This window comes from Brochothrix sp. (assembly GCF_017549435.1).
In the GTDB taxonomy this organism is placed as follows: domain Bacteria; phylum Bacillota; class Bacilli; order Lactobacillales; family Listeriaceae; genus Brochothrix; species Brochothrix thermosphacta.
Genome location: NZ_JAFYUW010000075.1, coordinates 1 through 21,385 on the forward strand (window position 1 = coordinate 1; position 21,385 = coordinate 21,385).

Genomic DNA, 21,385 nt, shown 5'->3' on the forward strand with positions numbered 1-21,385 from the left:
ATGGCAAAAGTATATTTTACAACTGCTGGTGCAGAAGCGAATGAGCAAGCATTAAAAATGGCTAAAGCAATTACTGGAGGTTATAAAATATTTTCTCGCTATCGTTCATACCATGGAAGCACACTGGGTGCAGGGAACTTAACCGGTGAATCAAGGCGGCTAGGTTCTGAACCTAGTCCACCAGGATTTGTTAAATTTGATATGCCTTATTTATACCGTGAATACCAAAATTTTGAAGATGAAAAAGCATTAAGTGCACAATATCTTACCCGTTTGGAACGCCAAATTACTTCTGAAGGCCCAGATACAATTGCTGCACTTGTGATTGAAACAATCCCTGGAAGTAACGGTGTTTTATTACCGCCTGATGGTTATATTAAAGGGATTGAAAAACTCTGTCGGCGTTATAATATTATGATGATTTGTGATGAGGTAATGTCTGGATTTGGGCGAAGTGGTGAATGGTTTGCTTGTGATCATTATGATGTCCAGCCTGATATGATTACTTTTGCAAAAGGAGTGACCGGTGGTTATTTACCATTAGGAGGTGTAATTTTGAGCAAAGAATTGTCAACTTATTATGATGACAATGTCTTTTTATCGGGAGCAACTTATAGTGGACATACACTTGTTTGTGAAATTGGAAATGTTGCGATTGAAAGTTATGAAGATATGGATTTAATAAAGCATGTTAAACAAATGGAAATCGTAATGAATGAACGACTTGAAAAGTTACGCGTCTATAAATATGTTGGTGATGTTCGAAATAAGGGGTTGTTTGGTGCTGTTGAATTAGTAAAAAACAAGCAAACAAAGGAGCCTTTGATTGAATATGGCACCGCTCAGGGGAATGATAAACAAGGTTATATGAGGGCCTTTAGTCAACTGCTTTTAGATGAGGGTTTTTATACGTTTGCACATGAATCGCATGTATTAGTGACACCCCCACTAACAATTACAGCAGTTGAAATAAATGCTGCGATGGATCTATTTGAAAATGCATTAGTGCGTTTTGAAGAACAGTTCCCCAAGATGAACGAGGGCTATCCTGCTCATCTTTAAGGCGTAGGTCAATTCAATAATTAAAATTATAAACAATAAAAAAGAGCAAAATAACAACCGTATCTATGGCAGACACGGCAGTTATTTTGCTCTTTTTAATAAGAGTGGAATTACTTTTTTCACATTGAGAAGAGGAGCGTTTGATTTGGAAGTCACGCACAAGGCAACAGCACCTTCAACCAAGATATTAAAAGTAGAACTTAATATTAAGGCTTCTTCTGAGGTATAGCCAGCTGCTAATAACCGTTGTTCATAAATTGCTTCAAGGGTGGCATATGTTTTTTCACAAGATTTACGAATGTTTTCATTTACTAAGGCAGTTTCACTCGCAATTAGCCCGAATGGGATTGTTGAAAAATCATCGGTTTTACCAAAATCTTCAAACTTAGTGGCGATACTCGTTAAATGATGGGAGAAAGCTGTATAGATATCATCATAAAAGTCTAAGTCTGATTTCATTGCCGTTGCAATGATAACCGTAGATTGTTCAATTGCTTCAATCGCAAGCTGTTCCTTCCCACCAGGGAAATGATAGTAGAGCGATCCCTTTGGTGAAACACTCTCTTTAAGAATCTGGGAAACTCCGGTCGCATGATAACCTTGTGTGTGAAAAAGGCGCATGGCAGTTTGTAAGATTCGTTGTTTTGTTTGCTGTTTTGTTTGACTCATTAGCTAAGCCTCCATTTATTATGTATAACATCTCTTGTTTAGAATAGTCAAAGGCACTGATAAAGTCAATTATTGTTCTATTTTTGCTGTTTGACAATTATTAAAAAATATTTTATACTAAAAATTAGACCGATTGGTCTATTCGAGAAGAAAAGAGGAATTTTATTATGTATACGAACGAAAAAACAACGTTTAATCCAAACCTAATGGCTTTCGCGCTAATGTTGGCTGCCTTTGTGGGTCTGTTTGGTGAAACGGCTTTGAATATGGCCTTTTCCAATTTAATGATAGAATTTTCAATATCAGCAGCCACAGTTCAATGGTTAACAACGGCTTACTTATTAGTTTTAGGTATTTTAGTTCCAGTCTCTGCACTTTTAATTAAGTGGTTTGCAACACGAAAACTATTTATTATTTCAATGTTTTTTTCTATTACAGGGACAGTTGTTGCGGCATTTGCCACAAACTTTGAAATGTTATTAATTGGCCGTATTATTCAAGCGATTGGGACAGGCCTTGTATTGCCATTATTAATTAATGTTTTATTAGTGATTTATCCCGTTCATAAACGCGGGGCTGTAATGGGAGTAATGGGGTTAGTAATTGTATCTGCTCCAGCGATTGCGCCCACTATTTCTGGTTTAATTGTTGATAGTTTAGGATGGAATTATATTTTTTATGTCAGTGCGTTATTATTGGTCATTAACTTCATTCTAGGTATAAAAGTAATTAAAGATGTTTCTACAATCACGAAACCGAAAATCGATATTTTATCGGTGCTGTTATCAACAATCGGTTTTGGTGGGATTGTGTATGGGTTTAGCACTGCAGGGGATGCGTCAATGACGGATAACACTGTATTGATTTCATTGGCAGTCGGTCTTTTGGCACTTATTCTTTTTGTGTGGCGTCAAACTAGATTAGAACAACCAATGTTAAGAATGGGTGTATTCAAATACCCAATGTTTACATTAAGTTTACTCTTTATGATTATTGCGATGATGATTATATTAGCGGCAGCTATTCTATTACCATTGTATTTAAAAGGAAGTTTACTTGTTTCTTCAGCAATTGCAGGATTAATTTTGCTACCAGGTGGATTCTTAAATGCAGCATTATCTCCCGTTATCGGACAATTATTTGATCGAGTAGGACCGCGTCCGTTTATCCCAATTGGTTTTTTATTAGCAGCAATTGGTTTATTCTCACTTTCACACATCACAGAAAATACGGCAATAGCATTGATTATTTTATGCCATTCCATTGTTTTTATCGGTATTACATTTATGTTTATGCCTTCACAAACTTATGGTTTGAATCAATTGCCACCAAAACTATATCCTGATGGCTCAGCTGTAATGAGCACTTTACAACAAATAGCAGGCGCTGTAGGAACAACGTTAGCTATTCTGTTAATGTCGAGTGGACAAAATACATTTGCTGCAAAAAATCCAGGTGCGGATAGCTCAGTGTTATTAGCAATGGGAGTGCAACATGCCTTTACATGGTTAGCAGTAATTGCTGCTGCTGGATTCATTGGCTCACTCTTTATCAAAGTACCCAAAAAATAGTAATCCGACCCCAGTTGTAATTGAACTGGGGTTTTTTATTGTTTTCATGGTAAAGTAATGGTAGTGCTATACAGGAGGTGTTTGTGTGAAAACGATTTTAATTGCAGATGATGATAAAAATATTCGTGAGTTGGTGAAGTACCCTCTCATTGCTGAAGGGTATCATATATGTGAAGCTGCTGATGGCGAAGCGGCATTACGCATCGTACAACAACAACAAATCGATTTAGCGATACTCGATGTGATGATGCCATACATAGATGGTTATGAAGTTGCCGAAGCAATCCGAGTAGATAATGATATTCCTATTATTATGTTAACAGCAAAAGGGGAATTGGCTGATAAGGCGAAAGGTTTTAATGCAGGTATCGATGACTATATGACAAAACCATTTGCACCAGAAGAACTACAGTTTCGGATCCAAGCGTTATTTCGCCGTTATGATGTGTCTAATAAAACACTATTAACGGTTGGACAACTAGTAATTGATCGAAAGACATACAAAGTGAGTAAAGGAACAAAAGATATCTTTTTACCTTTAAAAGAATTTGAACTAATCTACGAGCTAGCGAGTCAACCAGAGCGGATTTTCACACGCGAGGATTTAATTACTCGTATTTGGGGTGCTGACTACGAAGGGAATGATCGAACGGTTGACGTTCATATTAAACGTCTCCGCGAACATCTAGGTGACGGTAGTAATGTGGTCATTAAAACAGTCCGCGGTGTCGGTTATACGCTGGAGGTAATGGCATGAAAACACTTTATTTACGAATCGTTTACATCACATTAATTGTCATGGTGTTGAGCAGTTTACTTGGCTTTTTAGGTGCTAATTTATACTATCAGGTGAAGTTGAAGCCAGTTAATGATGAAAAAATAATGAAGGTAGCGAAAGAAATTAAACAGTATTATTTGACGAATGATGAGGTCAAAATAGAAAATTACCTTGAGCATATAGGCGAGCTCGGTTATGAGGTATTAAAAGTAAATCAAGCAGGCGATAAAAAATATTTTGGTGAGGCCTTTAGAAAAACGGCAATAGACCAGAAAGTCATTGATGACGTCTTAGCAGGCGAACCCTATCATGGTATCTTAAACTTTAATACAGGCTGGTTTATTACAGGCTTTTTTGATAACGATGTTAGGAACACTGTGGGTGTCGAGGTGGAAGGTTATGCGCTGTTTATTCGTCCAAGCCAAGAGGATCAATTTGGAGAATTGCGTATTTTCATTGCGATGATCGCAGTATTCACAGGTATTATTAGTGTGATTGCTGTATTCATTATGACCCGTTTTATTGTAAAACCTGTCCGGATGCTAACAAAAGCTACCAAAGCTTTTTCAAAAGGCGAAACAACCATTACATTGCCGACAAAACGCCAAGATGAGATTGGACAATTAGCCCGTTCTTTTGAAGAAATGACCACAGAATTGTCGTTGGCTGAACAAAAACGGCAAGAGTTTGTGGCAAATGTCTCACATGAATTACAAACACCGTTAACCGCAATACAAGGTTTTGCTAGAATTATTCAAAATCAAGAGCTAAGTAAAGCAGAACGCGAAAAATATTTACGAATTATTACAAATGAAACGAACCGTTTATCTGGATTGACCAATCAGTTGTTACTGTTATCCTATTTAGATCAAACGGATGAATTGTTAACGCCTGAAGAAGTTCGGGTCTCTGAGCAGATTCAACAATTTACAGCATCGACAGAATGGCGTTGGCGGGCCAAAAATATTTTTATTCAAATGGAAACAGTACCTGCGCTTGTATTGGCAAATGGGCCTTTGCTTTATCAAGTGTGGCAAAATATCATCGGTAATGCCATTAACTACACACCGATAGATGGTGAAATAAATATTAAAATGAGTCACGACAATGATTTTCTATTCGTAAGTATTTCAAATACAGGTGATAAAATACCGGCTGACGACCTTGCGCATATATTTGAACGTTTTTATCAAGCAGATAAAATGCGTGAACGTACAGAAGAGAGTAGCGGTTTAGGATTGGCAATTTCCGCTGAAATTGTTAAGCGCCATCGAGGGACAATTCAAGTGGAATCGAATGATGAAGAAACAATTTTCACAGTTATGTTACCCAAGCATAAATAACGGGAAAAGAGTATAATAATAAAAAAAGAAAGAAGGCGTTAATGATGGCAAAAATTTATCCTTATTTAATGTTTGAAAACGCAAAAGAAGCATTAACCTACTATGAAGAAGTTTTTGGTGCGACTAACATTGCACGGATGCAAATGACACCAGATCAAGAAGCGGCCTTTGATACACCAGTTCCTAATTTAGAAGACTCAACGATTCATGGTACGTTTAGTGTTTTAGGTGCGGATTTATTTTGTTCAGATACATTTGGGAAAAGTCTTGTAGAGGGCAATAACATCTCACTGTTGTTGGATATTAATAGTGAAGATGAAATTGCTGCTAAAGCAGCAGATGATTTTTATGACAAAGTGTTAGCTTCAAATACGGTTAAATTAGAAATGCCTTATGCCGAACAATTTTGGGGCGGTAAGATGGGCCAATTTACTGATAAATATGGTATTCAGTGGATGTTACATTCACAACCTTATTCAAAAATTAAGCAGAAGTAACAGGCTCGAATTGTTTGTGTCTTACAACAGACAGGTTAACATTTTATGTTGGCCTGTTTTTTTATGCTAAAGTTCATATTCAGTTCATAATCCACTCCTATACTTAAGAAGTAGATAAGATAAAAAGGAGTGAGACAAATGTTTTTAGCATTAAAAGAATTAAAACATTCGAAATTACGTTATGTATTAGTGATTTTTATTATGACATTGATTGTTTGGTTAGTCTTATTTGTATCAGGTTTAGCCAATGGTTTAGCAAAAGAAAATGCTTCAGCGATTGAACAGGATTCAGCCACGCATTTTGTTGTGCAAGATGAAACAGAAAATCGTTTAGCACGTTCAGCTATTACAGATAAACAATTAGAAGAAGTAAAAGCAGAATACGGTGAAAAGGCAACGCCGTTACAAGTTAATACGGCAACAATAGTACCGAAGAACAGCAAGCAAAAAACAGACGTTACGTACTTTGGTATTGATAAAAAACAATTCATGGCTCCGGTCGTAACTGAAGGTACAGCCTTAAAAGATTTAACAGGTAATGAAGTAGTCGTGGATGACAAAATGAAAGCTGACAATTTTAAATTGGGTAGCCGTTTTACAGATGAGCGCTCTGGCGTTGTCTATACTATTAAAGGTTTCACAACTGGACAAGCTTACAGTCATACACCTGTTGTTTATATGAATGGTTCAGCATTTGACGAAATGATACCTAAAACGAAGCATACAATTGGTAAATACAGTGCCATCGTTTTAAACATTACGGATAAAGAAGCTGAAAAAGGCAACTTTAAAGGTCTCACTATTGTGACACAGAAAGATATTGTTGAAAATATCCCTGGTTATTCGGCAGAACAAGGCTCGTTGACGATGATGATTGTTTTCTTAATTGTGATTGCAACTTTTGTGTTAGCAGCATTTTTCTATGTCATAACAATTCAAAAGATGAGTCAATTTGGTGTTTTGAAAGCACTAGGTGCAACAAATGCGTATCTTTCACGTAGTTTGTTAAGTCAAATTTTAGTTTTGGCAATCATTAGTATTGTTATTAGCATTCTTTTAACTCTAGGTGTAGCAAGCATACTCCCAGCTGGCATGCCATTTGCGATGACACCAATGATGATTACCGGCATTTCTGCAATATTTATTGTTGTATCTGTCTTGGGTTCATTGTTATCACTCTATCGTGTCTTCAAAGTTGATCCAATCGAAGCTATAGGAGGTAGTAATTAATGAGTGTTAAATTTAAAATGACCAATGTGTCAAAAACGTATCAAGATGGAAAAGAAACCATTAATGTGTTGGAAAATGTTTCAATGCAAGTAAACGCGGGTGAATTTGTTGCAATCGTTGGACCATCGGGATCAGGTAAGAGTACATTCTTATCAATTGCAGGCGCACTCTTATCACCTACAAGCGGTGAAGTTGAGATTGGTGGTGTCGCAATTGAAGGGCTATCAAAAAAAGCATGGACAAAGTTACGCTTAGAAAAAATTGGTTTTATTTTTCAAGGTGCTAATTTAATTCCTTATTTAACCGTAGAAGACCAATTGAAACTGATACCTCAACTAGCTGGCAGTAAAAGCAGTGTTGATTCACACGAGTTGTTGAGCAGTTTAGGATTAGCACATCGTTTGAAACAATACCCACAACAACTTTCGGGTGGTGAAAAACAACGCGTGGCTATCGGACGTGCCTTAATGAACAATCCAGATTTAATACTAGCGGATGAACCAACGGCTAGTTTAGATGCGGAGCGTGGCTATCAAGTTGTTGAAATGTTGGCGAAAGAAGTACATGAACATAATAAAGCTGCGATTATGGTGACACATGATGAACGAGTGTTGGCATTAGTTGATCGTGTATTACGCATTGAGAATGGAACAATAACAAGTGAAACAGGGCATAAAAAGAACCCATCTTAATTGTGGATGTGAAGTCTCTAAAATTGGTATAGTTAAAATACGATAATTCAGTCACTTTTCGCTTTGAATTGTGACTGAAAATCTTTTTAATTATCATTGAAAATAAAATTTAACTGGTGTTTTTTTATTAACGAAAAGAGATATTAATGAATCTTTTTCAAAACCTCTTGCTTTATGAAAATAACTTGTAAATAAATGATGCATCAGAGAAATTTTTTCATAACTAAATAATTGTTCTTTAAAAGTACAAGAAATGAGCAAATACACGCCATATAACCATTAAATGTTCAAAATTCACAAAAAAAAAGCAACAAAGGCTTGAAAATAGTTGAGAATTAATGCTAAAAATGTTAATCTTTGTATGGATAGATTATATTTTTTTGTTAAAGATAGGTATTTATGAAAATAGTAATGAAACCGTTCTTATGCAAAATATGTAATCGTCACAACTGTATATATAAAGGAGATTTTTAATTATGGAAAAACAAACATTCACTGTTATCGACGAAACAGGTATTCACGCACGCCCAGCAACTTTATTGGTACAATCAGCAAGCAAGTTTGCTTCAGATGTTCAATTAGGTTACAACGGCAAAGATGTTAACTTAAAATCAATCATGGGTGTTATGTCTTTAGGTATTGGTAAAGGCGCTGAAATTACAATCTCTGCAGAGGGTGCTGACGAAAAAGAAGCAATCGCTGGATTAACTGAAACACTTAAGAAAGAAGGATTGGCAGAATAATGGCTAAAAAAACACTTACCGGAATAGCAGCATCAGACGGTATTGCTGTTGGACCAGCCTATTTGCTTGTAGAACCTGATTTATCGTTTGAGAAAAAGAACATTACTGACGTTGATAGCGAAATTAAACGCTTTGAAGCGGCTGTTACTGTTTCTATCTCTGAATTGGAAGCAATTCGCGATAAAGCTAAAACAGACTTAGGTGAAGACAAAGCTGCCATCTTTGATGCACATTTACTTGTTGCTCAAGATCCAGAAGTGACAGGTCAAATCGAAGAACATATTAAAAATAACATCAATGCAGAAGCTGCTCTTCAAGATGCAACTGATACGTTTATTACAATTTTTGAATCGATGGATAATGAGTACATGCGTGAGCGTGCTGCTGATATTCGTGACGTTCGTAAACGTATTATGTCGCACTTATTAAATGTTGAGTTGCCATCACCAACAATGATCGATAGTGAAGTTGTTGTCGTTTCTGAAGATTTAACACCTTCAGATACAGCACAATTGAATCGTAAATTTGTTAAAGGTTTTGTAACTGACATTGGTGGACGTACTTCTCACTCAGCAATCATGGCGCGTTCGTTAGAAATTCCTGCAATCGTAGGAAGTGGTTCTATTACTGAATCAGTAACTAACGGTACAATGATTATTGTTGATGGTCTTGAAGGGAACGTACTTGTTGATCCAACAGAAGCAGAAATTGCTGAGTACCAAGAAAAGCAAGCTGCATTTGAAGCTCAACAAGCTGAATGGGAAAAACTAAAAAATGAAAAATCTGTCTCTAAAGATGGAAAAGAAGTTCTTTTAGTTGCAAACATTGGTTCACCTGGAGACATGGAAGGTGTTATTTCTAACGGTGCTGAAGGCGTTGGTTTATATCGTACTGAATTCTTATTTATGGGTCGCGATAACTTCCCATCTGAAGATGAGCAATTTGATGCTTATAAAGCAGTGCTTGAAGGTGTTAAAGAAGGCGCTCCTGTTGTTGTCCGTACTTTGGACATTGGTGGGGACAAAAACTTATCATACCTTAAATTACCAGAAGAAATGAACCCATTCTTAGGCGTGCGTGCAATTCGTTTATGCTTCAAAGAACAAGATATGTTCCGTACTCAATTACGTGCTTTATTGCGCGCAAGTGTTTATGGTCATTTACAAATCATGTTCCCAATGATTGCAACTTTAGGCGAATTCCGTAAAGCTAAAGCAATGTTAGAAGAAGAGAAAGCAAAATTAGTTTCTGAAGGCATTAAAGTATCTAACGATATCGAAGTTGGTATCATGATCGAGATTCCTGCAGCTGCAATTATTGCTGATCAATTCGCTAAAGAAGTAGACTTTATGAGTATCGGAACAAACGACTTGATTCAATACTCAATGGCTGCTGACCGTATGAACCAAGATATTTCTTATCTTTACCAACCATATAACCCAGCAATTTTACGTCTTGTGAAAAACGTTATTGACGCAGCTCACAAAGAAGGTAAATGGGCAGGTATGTGTGGCGAGATGGCGGGCGATCAAACAGCAGTACCATTGTTGTTAGGTTTAGGCTTAGATGAATTCTCTATGAGTGCATCATCAGTCTTGAAAACCCGTTCATTAATTGCTAAATTATCTTCAACTGAAATGGCAGAGTTAGCTGAAAAAGCAATTAACTGTGCAACTCAAGAAGATGTAATTGCAACAATGGATGAATATCTTAAATAAGATGAACTTCCAAACTACCCGATAATTATATCGGGTAGTTTTTTTGTCTCAAAAAGAGGATGTCGTTAAAAGAGTAATGAAATAGACAAAAATTAAAGTGATTTATAATATAAAATTAGCTGATTGTTTTTTTATTGCTGTCTAAATGGTAAGATAAGCTAAAAGGCAAGGGAGCGATAGCAATGGCAAATGTCGGATTTATTGGTACAGGTGTAATGGGTACAGGGATGATTAAGCAACTGTTAGCCAAAGGAACAGCTGTTAAAGTATATACAAGAACAGCAGAACGCGCACAAAAGGTTCTTGATGCGGGTGCTACATATTGTGAAACTGCCAAAGAGTTAGCACAACAATCAGATATTGTTTTTACAATGGTCGGATACCCAAAAGATGTAGAAACGCTTTATTTAGGAACAGATGGTATTCTTGGGGCAGCATCTACAGGTACTATTTTTATTGATATGACAACATCTTCTCCAACATTAGCACGTGAACTGAGTGCAAAAGCAAGCGTTTTAGGTAAACATGTATTAGATGCACCTGTTTCTGGTGGAGACATCGGTGCGCAAAATGGGACCTTATCAATTATGGTAGGTGGCGAACGCGCTGCATTTGAGCAAGTGTTGCCGCTATTTGAAAAAATGGGCAAAACGATTGTTTATCAAGGCGACGCAGGAAACGGTCAAAATGCCAAAATGGTAAATCAAATCGCAGTGGCAGGAACAATGCTTGGTGTTGTAGAAGCACTTGTTTACGCTAAAAAAATGGGATTAGATGAAAAAACCGTATTGGAATCGATTGAAACAGGTGCTGCAGGTAGTTGGACATTATCAAACCTTGGGCCGCGTATTATAGCTGATGATTTTGAACCCGGATTCTTTATTAAACATTTTGTGAAAGATATGACCATTGCTAGTAACGAAGCCGCTCAAAACGGCTTTGAATTACCTGGTTTACAGACGGCGAAAAGGCTTTATGAAGTTTTAGAGAATAGTGGATTAAGTGAAAAAGGAACGCAAGCACTTTATCACTATTATTTCATGAATAAATAGATGTTCAATCGTCAATCGGTCTGTTATCATTAAGGCATTAGCTTAACGATGAGAATCATCGGGAAGGAGGAGTTTGATTGAGCATTAAAGCTGGACGAGTGATTGATATCTGTGTATTAACAGGTAAAATCATGTTGGAAAATGGTGCTGAAAACTATCGAGTAGAAGATACAATGAAACGTATTGCCAATGCTTGTTATGATGGAGCGGAGGTAGGCAATAGTTTTGCGACACCAACAGGTATTTTTATGACAATTGAAGATGAAGGTATTAAACTACAAGAGGTCACCAAGCGAACGTTAAACCTAAAAAAAGTAACCGAAGCCAATCAAATTTCTCGTGAAATTGTCAATAAAGAAATTTCTCTTGATGAAGCCTATAAAAAATTAGTGCGATTGGATACAGAGAATAATCTTTATCCTGTATGGATTCAATTCACTGCCGCTTTTATTGTGAGTGGCGCCTTAATGCTTCTTTTTGGTGGTGTATGGTCCGATTTTATTGTGACTGCGTTTATTGGCGGTATTGGTTATTTGATTTTCTACTATAACGATGAATTATTAAAAATTAAATTTTTAGCTGAAGTCCTTGCTTCAATGGCAATTGCCGCCATGGGGATTTTTGCAGTTAAATATTCAATTGTATCAACATTGAATATTGTTGTAACAGGTGCAGTGATGCCATTAGTGCCTGGTGTGCCAATTGCAAATGCTGTGCGGGATTTACTAGCGGGTCACTTAATATCAGGAATGGGTCGTGGTGTCGAAGCGATTTTATCAGCAGCATCAATAGCAATAGGGATTGCTATTACATATCGCTTTTTATTGAACTAAGGAGGTTATTGAGATGTTAACTTATATTTTACACATTGCGTTGAGTTTTGTTTCAGTGGCCACCTTTGGTGTTTTGTTGAACATTCCTAAACGTGCCTTTATCGCCTGTGGGATAATTGGTGCTATTTGTTGGACTGTTTTTGAAGCGTTTCTTTTTATGGGAACAGGGAAAATCATGTCAACATTAGTGGCGTCCTTTACTGTTGCCATTGCAAGTGATCGAATGGCTCGACATATGAAAATGCCGATGATTATTTTCAATATGCCAGGAATTGTTCCACTTGTACCCGGTTTTATTGCAATGACAGCCGTAAGAGAATATGTAAATGGTGATTATTTATCTGCAATCAATAATACCGTACATGTTTGTATGGTAGCAGGAGCGATTGCAATTGGTTTGATGTTATCAGAAGTGTTTAATAACAATATCCGTCGTTTCATAGTCCGACGTGAGGGTTAACATAAAAACATGAATAAAAGCACAAACTTCCTCTATTGTTGAGAAAGTTTGTGCTTTTTTTGTTTGAAAAAAATTGGAAGTAAATATTTTTAACTGTCGGATAAGGTTCGCAATTAATGATAACTAGCCATCATTTGTTTGAGTCGTTCCATAGCAATTTTTAAATGATCCATACTAGCAGCGTAAGAAATACGGAGGTAACGATCCCCTTTTTGAGAAAAGGAGTCACCAGGTATAATAGCGACTTGATACTGTTCCGCAAAGGCTACAGCAAAATCATAACTGTTTTCTTTCACATACTCAGGTAGTTTGATAAAGAAGTAAAAAGCACCGTCAGGAGAGATAACATCAAAGCCCATTTCCTCGAGAAGAGGTTGAACATAATCGCGTCTTTGGCGATAAGCTTCACGCATTTCCAGTGAATCGTTAAAACCATTGCTGAAGGCTTCTTCTGCAGCAATTTGCGAAATACTTGTGGCACAAGTTGTTGTGACTTGGTGTATCTTCAAGACATGTCTTACGATCGATTCGGGTGCCATTAAGACACCGATACGCCAACCGGTCATCGCATGCGATTTAGAAAGCCCATTTAATACGATTGTTTGTTCACGAATCTCACGAGCAAGCGAATAATGTTCTTCACCATAAGTTAGCTCACTATAGATTTCATCTGCAATCAGATAGATACCTAATTCTTTGATTTTTGCTGCAAGAACAATGGCTTCTTCTTTTGTATAGGTAACACCTGTTGGGTTACACGGATAAGCAAGAATTAAAACCTTTGTCTTCTCAGTGACATAATTATCTAACATAGCAGGTGTTACCTTGAATTCAGTAACCGTCGTGTCCATAACGACCATCTCAGCCCCTGCAAGATGTATCGGGGCAGTATAACCAGGATAGAGAGGGTCTGGCACTAAAACCTCGTCACCGGGGTTTAAAACAGTGCTCAGTGCAAGTGAAATTGCCTCAGTTGCACCAACTGTAATGACCACTTCAGATAAGGGGTCATAATCAAGACTGTATTTCTTTTTGAAATAAGCAGCAGCCGCTTGGCGTGTAGATAAAAAGCCTGCATTTGGCGTATAGTTTGTAATATTATTATCAATAGCAGCTTTAGCAGCTGTTTTGATGTGATCTGGTGTCGGAAAATCAGGAGCGCCTAAAGTAAGTGGGATAATGTTAGGTATTATTCCAACTTTTTCGCTGAATTGGCGAATGCCAGAAATTTCAATGTCATCAACTAATCTATTTAAAGGTAAAACCATTCATAAACAACTCCTTTGTATTGTGTTATGTAATTAATTTATATTTTATCATAACTATCAAAGAGATGAAGATAAAAATTATGGCTTGATAAAAAAAACGAATTCTAGTATTATAAGTGATAATGATAATTATTATCATTTAGAAGAGGAGCTGTGAGTTATGTCGAACAATAAACAAATCTGTTTTTTCCAAACGAAAATAAATGGGACGCCAATTTTGTTTCAAATTGTCGGCTTTAGCCCAGTGAACTCTTGGGGAGAAATTTATGCAGAGGTAAATCAAGAAAAATATCGATTTGTTGGTTATCATCGCAATAAAGTGTTAACCTGTGCTATTTGTGAAACACAACGCCTACTAACAAATATTGTGAACAAAAACAACAGTTAAATATAAAATAAAGTAAAAAAAAACCATCTTTAATTAGTGAAAAAAAGTGTAATATCTGATAAGATAATACATGCGATGATTTTTAAAGCAAATTTTTCAATGAGAAGAGAGGGGTTTTTTACTTGTCTCAATTAGCAGGTATTATACAACGTTTGAACGCTATGAAAGAGGACGATTCTGTTGAAGTACAACAACGTCGTTTTGAAAGAGAAGGAAAAGCAATTTGTGAAGTTAAATATTACCAAGCAACTGAATCATTCGAAATTGTTATTTTGGAAGAGGATCAAAAATATCAATTCGATAACATTGATTTAGCAGCAATTGATATCTTTGAATTATTACAAGATGCTCAGTAAACAATAAGTACTTAAAAAAACAAAGTGAACAGCTGTTTACTTTGTTTTTTTTATTGCTTTAGAAGTTTTGTGAAATGTGGTTAAATGGTAGTAAGCTCTTCTTAGCAAATACTAAAGGTGGCGTTTATTAATGAATAACTCATTAAAGGAAGAATTTGAACTTGCAATGGAAGATTATGTTATTCCAGCAAGCAAAGTAGCACACGTCTTTGAAGATAATAGTCTTGAACATGCATTGCTTGTATTAACAAACACGGGTTATACGTTAATCCCTGTTTTAGATTATGATAACAAGTATATTGGTATGATTAATAACGCTGGTATTATGAATGATATAATGGGCGTTGAAAGTATTTTGTTTGAAAATTTACCAGAAGTAAAAGTTTATAATGTAGTTATCCGTGATTATCCAGTGTTACGTGTAGGTTTTTCATTTGAAATTTTATTAAAACATTTAATTGATCACTCTTTCTTATGTGTGGTTGATGATGATAACGAATTTGTCGGTATTGTAACACGTAGGGTTGCACTTAAGCGTTTAGCGAAAGCTATTCATCAGCCTGTTGATCAGTAAAAAGCGAACAAAGGATGATAAAAAATGAGTATTACAGAATTTAGAATATTGGATATGTTAGCGGAAGAGTTGAACATGAGGAAAACCGCAGAACGCCTTTATATTTCACAACCAGCACTTTCACAAAGGCTTCAATCGATTGAAGCACGGTGGGAGAAACAGTTGTTTATTCGTACTCGAAAAGGGCTATTGCTAACACCACAAGGTGAAAAAATTATTGAGTTTGCTCGTTCTGTATTGGAAGAAGAAGAACAGGTACTTGATGAACTTTTAGCAATGGAAGGTGTTGTTCAAGGGACGTTGAAGATATATTCGGGTACAATTGTTGCTCAACGATGGCTGCCGCATGTTTTTAAAGAGTTTATCGCACAATACCCGCATGTTAATATCGAGCTTGATTCCGGCGGGAGCCGCCGTTCACAGCAAGCAATTGCAGATGGTGAAGTACACCTAGCAATTACTCGAGGAGAATCGGATTGGACAGGTGAAAAGCGCTTTTTGTTTGCAGATAACCTTTGCTTAGTCGATAAATATAATACGACAACAGCTGAAACATTGGCATCGGATCGTCCTTTTATTCGCTTCAAAACAGATTCTGATTATGATCAAGGAATAATGGATTATTGGCAACAACATTTTCATCGTTTACCTAGTAAAACATTGGTTGTTGATCAGCTGGAAACCTGTAAACAAATGGCATTAAGTGGCATTGGGTACACGATTTTACCAGAACTCATTATCGGTAAAAATACGCAACTAAATGTGATGCCGTTGGTTCAAGAAGATGGCGAACGTTTACATCGTAATACGTGGTTGTTAGGGTATAAAAAAAGTTTCCAACTGCCACAAGTACAGGCGTTTGTACAATTAATTGAACGTTTGGATAAAGAAAAAGGACTATTGCAAATATTCTAAAATATGGCACACTATAATAAATTGATAAAAAAGGAGAATGACATTATGAAGCAAATGGATGCAAATGAAATTATTAAATTTATTCAAGAAAGCAAAAAATCAACACCGGTAAAGGTTTACCTTAAAGGTGATTTAGATAAAATAACTTATCCTGACTCTATTAAAGACTTTGTTCAATCAACTTCAGGTGTTATTTTTGGTGAATGGGATGTTGTAGAACCATTCCTTACAGAAAACGCTGCTCATATCTCTGATTATGTTTTAGAAAATGACCGTCGTAATTCAGCAATTCCAGAAGTAGACTTGAAAAAATTCAATGCTCGTATTGAGCCTGATGTTATGATTCGTGATCAAGTTGAAATCGGTGATAATGCTGTCATCATGATGGGAGCATTGATTAATATCGGTGCTGTTATCGGTAAAAACACTATGATTGATATGAACGTTACTCTTGGAGGTCGTGCGACAGTTGGCGATAACTGTCATATCGGTGCAGGTACTGTTCTTGCAGGCGTTATTGAGCCGCCATCAGCACAACCAGTCATTGTTGAAGATGATGTATTAATTGGCGCTAATTGTACTGTATTAGAAGGCGTTCGTATTGGTAAAGGTTCTGTTGTTGCAGCCGGAGCGGTTGTCATTAAAGATGTAGAACCAGGAACAGTGGTTGCCGGTATTCCAGCACGTGAAATTAAGAAAATTGATGATAAAACACGTTCTAAAACAGAAATTATGTCGGCATTACGCGAACTGTAAACGTTGAAGAAAGAAGGAACGTCGATGAACTTAACTGACTTGCAAAAAATACGCCGTGATTTACATCAAATTCCTGAATTGGGATATGAAGAATTTAAGACACAAGCGTATTTATTGGATTATCTTTCACAACTGCCACAAGCGAATATGGTCGTGAAAAAATGGCGTACGGGATTACTTGTACGTATTTCAGGAACAGATTCAAAAAAAACGATTGGTTACCGTGCCGATATGGATGGACTTCCAATCGTTGAAGAAACAGGGTTAGCGTATGCCTCTAAACATCTGGGGAAAATGCATGCCTGTGGTCATGATATGCATATGACAATCGCGTTAGGTGTCATTACAAATATCGTAACGGCCCCTCTTCAAAACGATGTTGTTTTTTATTTTCAACCAGCAGAAGAAAACCCTGGTGGTGCTCAACCAATGTTGGCATCGGATGAGATGAAAGAATGGTGGCCAGATCAAATACTTGCCTTACATGTGGCTCCTGAATATGAAGTAGGGAAAATCGCTTTGAAGCCAGGATTGTTATTTGCCAATACGAGTGAGCTATTTGTTAATTTCACTGGTAAAGGTGGACATGCGGCGTATCCTCATAAAGCGAATGACATGGTAGTTGCCGCTTGTGAATTTGTATCACAAGTGCAATCGATTATCAGTCGTAATATTGACCCACTAGACAGTGCAGTTATTACGATCGGTAAAGTTGCGGCTGGGAACACCATGAATATTATTTCAGAAACAGCTGCGATAGAAGGAACGATTCGAACATTATCAAAAGAAACAATGGCGATTGTTAATGCACGCATTGCTCAATTGATCGAGGGGATGTCAATTGCCTATGATTGTAAAATTGAGCGTTTGGAGCGTCCCGCCTATATGCAAGTCTACAATAACGAACAAGTAACCAAGGAATTTATCGATCATTTAGAAAAACAATTTCCTGAGGCCTATGTTCCTTGTCGTGAAGCAATGACAGGAGAAGATTTTGGTTATATGTTAGATAAAATTCCTGGGTTAATGTTTTGGTTAGGCATTGATACGCCATACGGATTGCATCATTCTAAAATGTCACCAACTGAAGAGGCGTTACCTTTTGCAGTGGGTGTGATTACAAGTTACTTGAAAAGTTTAGACAAATAAAAAAGAAAAGGCGCTTTCGCCTTTTCTTTTTTTTATTTGGTTTCTGTTGTTGGTGCGATTGATAGAGGCATCAATAGTTTTTTTGCTTGGAAGTTTTGATACACTTTTTGATAAAGTTCATTGCTAACAACAAATTGTGATCCATTTACTGTATTAGTTGAAATCGTCACAACGAAGTTACCTTGTTCATAACCGACAATACCAGACACAACAGGTGTATCGACGATATTTGCATTATTTCTCGTGTACTCACGAGTAGTTTCCTCGATTGCAGCAAGAGCCTTATCAATATCTTCATTTGGGTTAATTTGAATACGCACAAGCGCCAACATATTCCCACGAGAATGATTGCTTACGACCATAATTTCACGATTGGGAATAAAATGAATTGTCCCGTTGAGATCTCTGATTTGTGTTGTACGTAACCCCAATAACTCAACAGTCCCTTTAATTTCTCCAACTGTGATATTGTCACCCACATCGAGTTGACGTTCCAATAGAATAAAGAAACCAGTGACAACATCACTTACTAAGCCTTGGGCACCAAAAGCCACTGCTAAACCGACGATACCCGCACTAGCGATGATGGCACGTACGTCTACGTTAAATGTACTCAATACACTAACGCTCAAGATAAACATCAAGATATAACGAAAAGCATTTTCAATTAGACTTAAAAGTGTATTTGAACGATTTTCGCTGACATTTTCACGCTTGCTATAACTGTCGAAAATTTTACGAATAATCCTTTGCCCAATAGCGCGTACGATATAGTAAATGATTACTGTGAAAATCAGGGATAGCAGACCATTAATAATGGTATCAATAATGTTTGACCAATCAATATTATTAAAAGTGGTATTGAAACGTGTAATTTGATTTGTTACTTCATTTGAGAAAGTCTCACTCAAAAAAATCACATCCTTATTAGCTTGTTTACTCTTTAAGAGCTATTACAATTGTACTTGTTATACATAAATTAGTCTAATTTTATAAAAGTGAGAGCGTTTGCCTAATAATTGTATAAGTTTTGTACAAAATTCACTGTTTTATGACAACAATGAGAGCGTGCCGTTTAAAATAAGCGATTATAGTGGAAAGTCATGCTATAATATATGTGATAGAAAGAACTATTTAAGGAGGAAATATAAATTATGTTTAAAAAATTATTCGGTAAAGAAAAAGCAATCACAAATGAAAAAATTGTATCACCAGTAACAGGTGTATTAATTAAGATTGAAGAAGTTCCAGACCCAGTATTTGCTCAAAAAATGATGGGTGAAGGTGTTGGTGTTCAACCAACAAACGGTATCGTTGTAGCACCAGTAGACGGCGAAATTATTCAAATTGCAGAAAAAAGCAAACATGCTTTTGGTATCCGCTCTGCACTTGGACAAGAAATTCTTGTACACATTGGTTTAGAAACAGTGGCAATGGAAGGTGAAGGCTTTAAGACACTTGTTAAATTAGGCGATCACGTTAAAGCTGGTCAACCAATCATCGAAGCTGATCTTGAATTAATTAAAGAAAAAGCAGCTTCAACAGTTATTCCAGTTGTTGTTACTAATAGTAGCAATAACGAATATGACTTTGTATGGACTGAACCAGGTAATGTAACAGCTGGTGAAACAGTTATTTTTGAAACAACAGCAAAATAATAATTTAAAACGCAATGAATGGCTTTTTCATTTGTTGCGTTTTTTTTAGGGGGATATTTTACATGAATAATAACACACAGCAATTATTTAAAACTTTGACTGAAATGGCAGCACCATCAGGATTTGAACGACCAGTACGTGCTTTTATGAAAGAGCAGATGGCACCGAATGTTGATCGTTTTGAACAAGATGGTTTAGGGGGCTTGTTTGGCGTAAAAGAAAATGCAGGAGCACCACGTATTTTAGTTGCCGGACATATGGATGAAGTTGGTTTTATTGTTACTAAAATTACACCTAATGGCATGATTAAATTTGATACGTTAGGTGGATGGAGTCCACATGTGTTGTCAGCACAACGCGTTCAAATCGTTTCTGACCATGGACCTGTAATCGGTGTTATTGCATCAGTGCCACCACATCTTTTATCTGAAGCAGAACGTAACGCACCAGTTAAAGCAGCTAACTTATTGATTGATATTGGTGCAGACAGCGCTGAAGAAGTTATGGAATCATTTGGTATTTTACCAGGTTATCCAATCGCACCAGTTTCAGAATTCACACCTATGGCTAACCCAAAGAAAATTTTAGCGAAAGCATGGGATAATCGTTATGGTGTTGGTTTAGCAATTGAAGCAGCAGAAGAGTTGAAAAATATTAAATTACCGCATGAATTATATATCGGTGCGACAGTACAAGAAGAAGTTGGTCTTAGAGGCGCTGAAGCAGCAGCAAGCATGATTAAACCAGAAATGTTCATCGCATTAGATGCTTCACCAGCTAATGATACAACAGGCGATAAAAGTCAATTTGGTCAATTAGGCGGCGGATTCTTGTTACGTATCTATGATCGTACGATGATTACTCATCGAGGGTTACGTGATTTTATGTTAGAAACAGCGAAGGATAATCACATTCCTTATCAATACTTTGTATCGCCAGGCGGAACAGACGCTGGAACTGTTCATAAAATGGAAGGCGGAATTCCAAGTGCAGTAATTGGTTTGCCATCACGCTACATTCATACTAGTCAATCAATTTTACATGTGGATGATTATGCAGCAGCTAAAGAAATGCTCTTGAAATTATTACCACAATTAGATGCAACAACAATCGCATCAATTAAAGAAAATGCATAAATCTCACGAAAATTAAATTGCGGGTCTAATGTTTTATCTTTGTGTTTAATTTTTAAAAAATAAAAAACGAGCTTATCAAAATTAGATAAGTTCGTTTTTTTTTGCATTTTATTTTTGACATCTAAAAGTTGTGTAGTTTATTTAATCCCTTTTTGAAAAAAATGTAAAAAGTAACAAGACAACAATTAACATGATAGAAAAAGTGAGATATTGCTTCGCATGAAAATTTAACACAGCAATTATAATAGATAAAATTATCGTAAAAATTAATTTCAGCTGATCCATAGAGGTCGCTCCTTCATTTTACAATCCTATTATATGACAGCCCAAACAATTCCTTGAGCTATATAACCAGCTGAGTTAGCAATCATTCTAGGCACGCCTTTTTTTGTAGAAATTGGGATACTCCAGATTTCACTTCATCCAAAGGACTTAATAATACATAAGTGCTCCACCCGGCAACGAAATTTTTTTGAGAAATTTTTTTCTTCACGAATTTTGGCATCTTGGAATATATTTTTTTAGGTAAAACTTGGG

23 protein-coding genes are annotated in these 21,385 nt (G+C 36.5%); 20 read left to right on the forward strand and 3 right to left on the reverse strand.

Annotated features, from left to right (window positions below; genetic code table 11):
• The coding region (locus tag IKV95_RS05020) for an aminotransferase class III-fold pyridoxal phosphate-dependent enzyme (protein ID WP_287451465.1) at positions 1-1,062 on the forward strand (1,062 nt) is incomplete at its 5' end.
• A gap of 81 nt (positions 1,063-1,143) precedes the next feature.
• Here IKV95_RS05020 and IKV95_RS05025 read toward each other — a convergent pair.
• On the reverse strand, positions 1,144-1,731 hold the full coding sequence (locus tag IKV95_RS05025) for a TetR/AcrR family transcriptional regulator (RefSeq protein WP_029090627.1): 588 nt from the start codon (positions 1,729-1,731) through the stop codon (positions 1,144-1,146).
• Between the two features lie 167 nt (positions 1,732-1,898).
• Between IKV95_RS05025 and IKV95_RS05030 the strand changes: the two genes are divergently transcribed.
• The 11 genes from IKV95_RS05030 to IKV95_RS05080 all read left to right on the forward strand — a co-directional run bounded on the left by IKV95_RS05030 (position 1,899) and on the right by IKV95_RS05080 (position 12,648).
• Positions 1,899-3,302, forward strand: coding sequence for an MDR family MFS transporter (locus IKV95_RS05030; protein ID WP_029090626.1), 1,404 nt, complete (start codon positions 1,899-1,901; stop codon positions 3,300-3,302).
• 85 nt (positions 3,303-3,387) lie between these two features.
• The gene (locus IKV95_RS05035) at positions 3,388-4,059 is read left to right on the forward strand and encodes a response regulator transcription factor (protein ID WP_029090625.1); all 672 of its coding nucleotides are present in this window, start codon (positions 3,388-3,390) and stop codon (positions 4,057-4,059) included.
• Positions 4,056-5,423: a sensor histidine kinase gene (locus IKV95_RS05040; RefSeq protein ID WP_287451466.1), complete on the forward strand. Its 1,368-nt coding sequence runs from the start codon at positions 4,056-4,058 to the stop codon at positions 5,421-5,423. Before IKV95_RS05035 ends, IKV95_RS05040 begins: the two co-directional genes overlap by 4 nt.
• Before the next feature lie 44 nt (positions 5,424-5,467).
• Positions 5,468-5,920, forward strand: coding sequence for a VOC family protein (locus tag IKV95_RS05045; RefSeq protein ID WP_287451467.1), 453 nt, complete (start codon positions 5,468-5,470; stop codon positions 5,918-5,920).
• Positions 5,921-6,058: 138 nt separating this feature from the next.
• On the forward strand, positions 6,059-7,150 hold the full coding sequence (locus IKV95_RS05050; RefSeq protein WP_029090622.1) for an ABC transporter permease: 1,092 nt from the start codon (positions 6,059-6,061) through the stop codon (positions 7,148-7,150).
• Positions 7,150-7,842: an ABC transporter ATP-binding protein gene (locus IKV95_RS05055; protein ID WP_029090621.1), complete on the forward strand. Its 693-nt coding sequence runs from the start codon at positions 7,150-7,152 to the stop codon at positions 7,840-7,842. Before IKV95_RS05050 ends, IKV95_RS05055 begins: the two co-directional genes overlap by 1 nt.
• 476 nt (positions 7,843-8,318) lie before the next feature.
• Positions 8,319-8,585 (forward strand): phosphocarrier protein HPr, encoded by a 267-nt coding sequence (locus IKV95_RS05060; RefSeq protein ID WP_029090620.1) that lies wholly within the window; start codon positions 8,319-8,321, stop codon positions 8,583-8,585.
• Complete coding sequence (gene ptsP, locus IKV95_RS05065; protein WP_029090619.1) at positions 8,585-10,303, forward strand: phosphoenolpyruvate--protein phosphotransferase; 1,719 nt, start codon at positions 8,585-8,587, stop codon at positions 10,301-10,303. Before IKV95_RS05060 ends, ptsP begins: the two co-directional genes overlap by 1 nt.
• Before the next feature lie 182 nt (positions 10,304-10,485).
• Positions 10,486-11,355, forward strand: a complete 870-nt coding sequence (locus IKV95_RS05070; protein ID WP_069119323.1) for an NAD(P)-dependent oxidoreductase — start codon at positions 10,486-10,488, stop codon at positions 11,353-11,355.
• 77 nt (positions 11,356-11,432) lie between these two features.
• A complete protein-coding gene (locus tag IKV95_RS05075) occupies positions 11,433-12,188 on the forward strand; it encodes a threonine/serine exporter family protein (RefSeq protein ID WP_227001998.1) in 756 nt (251 codons plus the stop codon).
• Between the two features lie 13 nt (positions 12,189-12,201).
• A complete protein-coding gene (locus tag IKV95_RS05080; RefSeq protein ID WP_036026744.1) occupies positions 12,202-12,648 on the forward strand; it encodes a threonine/serine exporter family protein in 447 nt (148 codons plus the stop codon).
• Positions 12,649-12,761: 113 nt separating this feature from the next.
• Here the strand turns inward: IKV95_RS05080 and IKV95_RS05085 are convergent, their stop codons facing one another.
• Complete coding sequence (locus IKV95_RS05085; protein ID WP_120487191.1) at positions 12,762-13,916, reverse strand: aminotransferase class I/II-fold pyridoxal phosphate-dependent enzyme; 1,155 nt, start codon at positions 13,914-13,916, stop codon at positions 12,762-12,764.
• A 160-nt stretch (positions 13,917-14,076) separates the two neighbouring features.
• On the opposite strand from IKV95_RS05085, the gene IKV95_RS05090 reads away from it, so the two are divergent.
• The 6 genes from IKV95_RS05090 (at position 14,077) to IKV95_RS05115 (ending at position 18,054) form a co-directional block, all read left to right on the forward strand.
• A complete protein-coding gene (locus tag IKV95_RS05090; RefSeq protein WP_029090614.1) occupies positions 14,077-14,304 on the forward strand; it encodes a hypothetical protein in 228 nt (75 codons plus the stop codon).
• A 122-nt stretch (positions 14,305-14,426) separates the two neighbouring features.
• Positions 14,427-14,660, forward strand: coding sequence for a YkuJ family protein (locus tag IKV95_RS05095; protein WP_029090613.1), 234 nt, complete (start codon positions 14,427-14,429; stop codon positions 14,658-14,660).
• A gap of 130 nt (positions 14,661-14,790) precedes the next feature.
• On the forward strand, positions 14,791-15,234 hold the full coding sequence (gene cbpB, locus IKV95_RS05100) for a cyclic-di-AMP-binding protein CbpB (RefSeq protein WP_287451468.1): 444 nt from the start codon (positions 14,791-14,793) through the stop codon (positions 15,232-15,234).
• Positions 15,235-15,258: 24 nt separating this feature from the next.
• Positions 15,259-16,149 carry a transcriptional regulator CcpC gene (locus tag IKV95_RS05105; protein WP_029090611.1) on the forward strand — a complete coding sequence of 297 codons (891 nt, stop codon included), beginning with the start codon at positions 15,259-15,261 and terminating at the stop codon, positions 16,147-16,149.
• Between the two features lie 45 nt (positions 16,150-16,194).
• Complete coding sequence (gene dapD / locus IKV95_RS05110) at positions 16,195-16,905, forward strand: 2,3,4,5-tetrahydropyridine-2,6-dicarboxylate N-acetyltransferase (RefSeq protein ID WP_029090610.1); 711 nt, start codon at positions 16,195-16,197, stop codon at positions 16,903-16,905.
• Between the two features lie 24 nt (positions 16,906-16,929).
• On the forward strand, positions 16,930-18,054 hold the full coding sequence (locus IKV95_RS05115) for an N-acetyldiaminopimelate deacetylase (RefSeq protein WP_029090609.1): 1,125 nt from the start codon (positions 16,930-16,932) through the stop codon (positions 18,052-18,054).
• Positions 18,055-18,086: 32 nt separating this feature from the next.
• Here IKV95_RS05115 and IKV95_RS05120 read toward each other — a convergent pair whose 3' ends face one another.
• The gene (locus IKV95_RS05120) at positions 18,087-18,965 is read right to left on the reverse strand and encodes a mechanosensitive ion channel family protein (protein WP_081313376.1); all 879 of its coding nucleotides are present in this window, start codon (positions 18,963-18,965) and stop codon (positions 18,087-18,089) included.
• A gap of 243 nt (positions 18,966-19,208) precedes the next feature.
• Here IKV95_RS05120 and IKV95_RS05125 point away from each other — a divergent pair, with 243 nt between their 5' ends.
• Positions 19,209-19,712, forward strand: a complete 504-nt coding sequence (locus IKV95_RS05125) for a PTS sugar transporter subunit IIA (protein WP_029090607.1) — start codon at positions 19,209-19,211, stop codon at positions 19,710-19,712.
• A 62-nt stretch (positions 19,713-19,774) separates the two neighbouring features.
• Positions 19,775-20,848 carry a M42 family metallopeptidase gene (locus IKV95_RS05130; RefSeq protein ID WP_069119316.1) on the forward strand — a complete coding sequence of 358 codons (1,074 nt, stop codon included), beginning with the start codon at positions 19,775-19,777 and terminating at the stop codon, positions 20,846-20,848.
• Positions 20,849-21,385: the final 537 nt, after the last annotated feature.

Bases quoted from the DNA above. Each gene is read 5' to 3' on its own strand.
- IKV95_RS05060 (WP_029090620.1), top strand. From the start codon at position 8,319: ATGGAAAAACAAACATTCACTGTTATCGACGAAACAGGTATTCACGCA.
- IKV95_RS05115 (WP_029090609.1), top strand. From the start codon at position 16,930: ATGAACTTAACTGACTTGCAAAAAATACGCCGTGATTTACATCAAATT.
- cbpB (WP_287451468.1), top strand. From the start codon at position 14,791: ATGAATAACTCATTAAAGGAAGAATTTGAACTTGCAATGGAAGATTAT.
- IKV95_RS05030 (WP_029090626.1), top strand. From the start codon at position 1,899: ATGTATACGAACGAAAAAACAACGTTTAATCCAAACCTAATGGCTTTC.
- IKV95_RS05090 (WP_029090614.1), top strand. From the start codon at position 14,077: ATGTCGAACAATAAACAAATCTGTTTTTTCCAAACGAAAATAAATGGG.
- dapD (WP_029090610.1), top strand. From the start codon at position 16,195: ATGAAGCAAATGGATGCAAATGAAATTATTAAATTTATTCAAGAAAGC.
- IKV95_RS05040 (WP_287451466.1), top strand. From the start codon at position 4,056: ATGAAAACACTTTATTTACGAATCGTTTACATCACATTAATTGTCATG.
- IKV95_RS05050 (WP_029090622.1), top strand. From the start codon at position 6,059: ATGTTTTTAGCATTAAAAGAATTAAAACATTCGAAATTACGTTATGTA.
- IKV95_RS05125 (WP_029090607.1), top strand. From the start codon at position 19,209: ATGTTTAAAAAATTATTCGGTAAAGAAAAAGCAATCACAAATGAAAAA.
- IKV95_RS05045 (WP_287451467.1), top strand. From the start codon at position 5,468: ATGGCAAAAATTTATCCTTATTTAATGTTTGAAAACGCAAAAGAAGCA.
- IKV95_RS05025 (WP_029090627.1), bottom strand. From the start codon at position 1,731: ATGAGTCAAACAAAACAGCAAACAAAACAACGAATCTTACAAACTGCC.
- IKV95_RS05105 (WP_029090611.1), top strand. From the start codon at position 15,259: ATGAGTATTACAGAATTTAGAATATTGGATATGTTAGCGGAAGAGTTG.
- IKV95_RS05055 (WP_029090621.1), top strand. From the start codon at position 7,150: ATGAGTGTTAAATTTAAAATGACCAATGTGTCAAAAACGTATCAAGAT.
- IKV95_RS05085 (WP_120487191.1), bottom strand. From the start codon at position 13,916: ATGGTTTTACCTTTAAATAGATTAGTTGATGACATTGAAATTTCTGGC.
- IKV95_RS05130 (WP_069119316.1), top strand. From the start codon at position 19,775: ATGAATAATAACACACAGCAATTATTTAAAACTTTGACTGAAATGGCA.
- IKV95_RS05070 (WP_069119323.1), top strand. From the start codon at position 10,486: ATGGCAAATGTCGGATTTATTGGTACAGGTGTAATGGGTACAGGGATG.
- ptsP (WP_029090619.1), top strand. From the start codon at position 8,585: ATGGCTAAAAAAACACTTACCGGAATAGCAGCATCAGACGGTATTGCT.
- IKV95_RS05080 (WP_036026744.1), top strand. From the start codon at position 12,202: ATGTTAACTTATATTTTACACATTGCGTTGAGTTTTGTTTCAGTGGCC.